Origin of the sequence: Psychromonas arctica, from assembly GCF_036697365.1 — a bacterium.
In the GTDB taxonomy this organism is placed as follows: domain Bacteria; phylum Pseudomonadota; class Gammaproteobacteria; order Enterobacterales; family Psychromonadaceae; genus Psychromonas; species Psychromonas arctica_A.
Genome location: NZ_JBAHZA010000034.1, coordinates 1 through 2,042 on the forward strand (window position 1 = coordinate 1; position 2,042 = coordinate 2,042).

The following is a 2,042-nucleotide window of genomic DNA, read 5'->3' on the forward strand; positions in this document are numbered from 1 at the left end:
GCGGCGGATAACACGCAAGCGGCGATCCAATCTTTAGATGACGGCGAGTCAATCACCGATACCATCACTGTTATGACCAGCGATGGTGTTGAACAAGAGATTGTTATTACTATTAATGGTGTGGATGACTTATCTATCGTAGCTGGCGATACAACGGGCGCGGTGACTGAAGATGAAGCCGCGACGTTAAGCACATCAGGTACATTATCGCTAAGCGATGTTGATAGCTCAGATACCACAACCTTCACTGCTGAAACAATTAACGGCACTTACGGCGATATTACTATCGACGCTGATGGCAACTGGACATACGCAGCGGATAACACGCAAGCAGCGATCCAATCATTAGATGACGGTGAGTCGCTTACTGATACCATCACAGTTATGACCAGCGATGGTGTTGAACAAGAGATTGTAATTACCATTAATGGTGTGGATGACTTATCTATCGTAGCTGGCGATGCGACCGGCGAAGTGACTGAAGATGATGCATCGACGTTAAGCACGACTGGTACATTATCGCTAAGCGATATCGATAGCTCAGACACCACAACTTTCACTGCTGAGACTGTGTCAGGTACTTATGGTGCAATCACTATCGATGCCGATGGTAACTGGACATACGCGGCGGATAACACGCAAGCAGCGATCCAATCTTTAGATGAAGGTGAGTCAATCACCGACACCATCACTGTTATGACCAGCGATGGTGTTGAGCAAGAGATTGTTATTACCATTAATGGTGTCGATGATTTATCTATCGTAGCTGGCGATGCGACCGGCGCGGTGACTGAAGATGAAGCCGCGACGTTAAGCACGACTGGTACATTATCGCTAAGCGATGTTGATAGTTCAGACAACACAACCTTTACTGCTGAAACAATTAACGGTACTTACGGCGATATTACTATTGATGCCGACGGCAACTGGACATACGCGGCGGATAACACGCAAGCGGCGATTCAATCATTAGATGACGGCGAGTCGATCACCGATACCATCACTGTTATGACCAGCGATGGTGTTGAACAAGAGATTGTTATTACCATCAACGGCATGGATGATTTATCTATTGTTGCTGGCGATACAACCGGTGCGGTCACTGAAGATGATGCTGCGACGTTAAGTACGACTGGTACATTATCGCTAAGCGATGTTGATAGCTCAGATACCACAACCTTCACTGCTGAAACAATTAACGGTACTTACGGCGATATTACTATTGATGCCGACGGTAACTGGACATACGCCGCGGATAACACGCAAGCAGCGATCCAATCATTAGATGATGGTGAGTCACTCACCGATACCATCACTGTGATGACTAGCGATGGTGTTGAACAAGAGATTGTTATTACCATCAACGGCATGGATGATTTATCTATCGTAGCTGGTGATACAACGGGTGCGGTCACTGAAGATGATGCTGCGACGTTAAGTACGACTGGTACATTATCGCTAAGCGATGTTGATAGCTCAGATACCACAACCTTCACTGCTGAAACAATTAACGGTACTTACGGCGATATTACTATTGATGCCGACGGTAACTGGACATACGCCGCGGATAACACGCAAGCAGCGATCCAATCATTAGATGATGGTGAGTCACTCACCGATACCATCACTGTGATGACTAGCGATGGTGTTGAACAAAAGATTGTCATTACCATCAACGGCATGGATGACTTATCTATCGTAGCTGGCGATGCGACCGGCGCGGTGACTGAAGATGATGCCGCGACGTTAAGCACGTCAGGTACATTATCGCTAAGCGATGTTGATAGCTCAGATACCACAACCTTTACTGCTGAAACAATTAACGGTACTTACGGTGATATTACTATTGATGCCGATGGTAACTGGACATACGCCGCGGATAACACGCAAGCGGCGATCCAATCATTAGATGATGGTGAGTCACTCACCGATACCATCACTGTTATTACCAGCGATGGTGTTGAGCAAGAGATTGTTATTACCATTAATGGTGTCGATGATTTATCTATCGTAGCTGGCGATGCGACCGGCGCGGTGACTGA

The 2,042-nt window shown here is 46.7% G+C and carries 1 protein-coding gene; it reads left to right on the forward strand.

Features of this window, described 5'->3' with window-relative positions:
* The coding region (locus V5290_RS17115; RefSeq protein WP_333388678.1) for a VCBS domain-containing protein at window positions 1-2,042 on the forward strand (2,042 nt) is incomplete at both ends.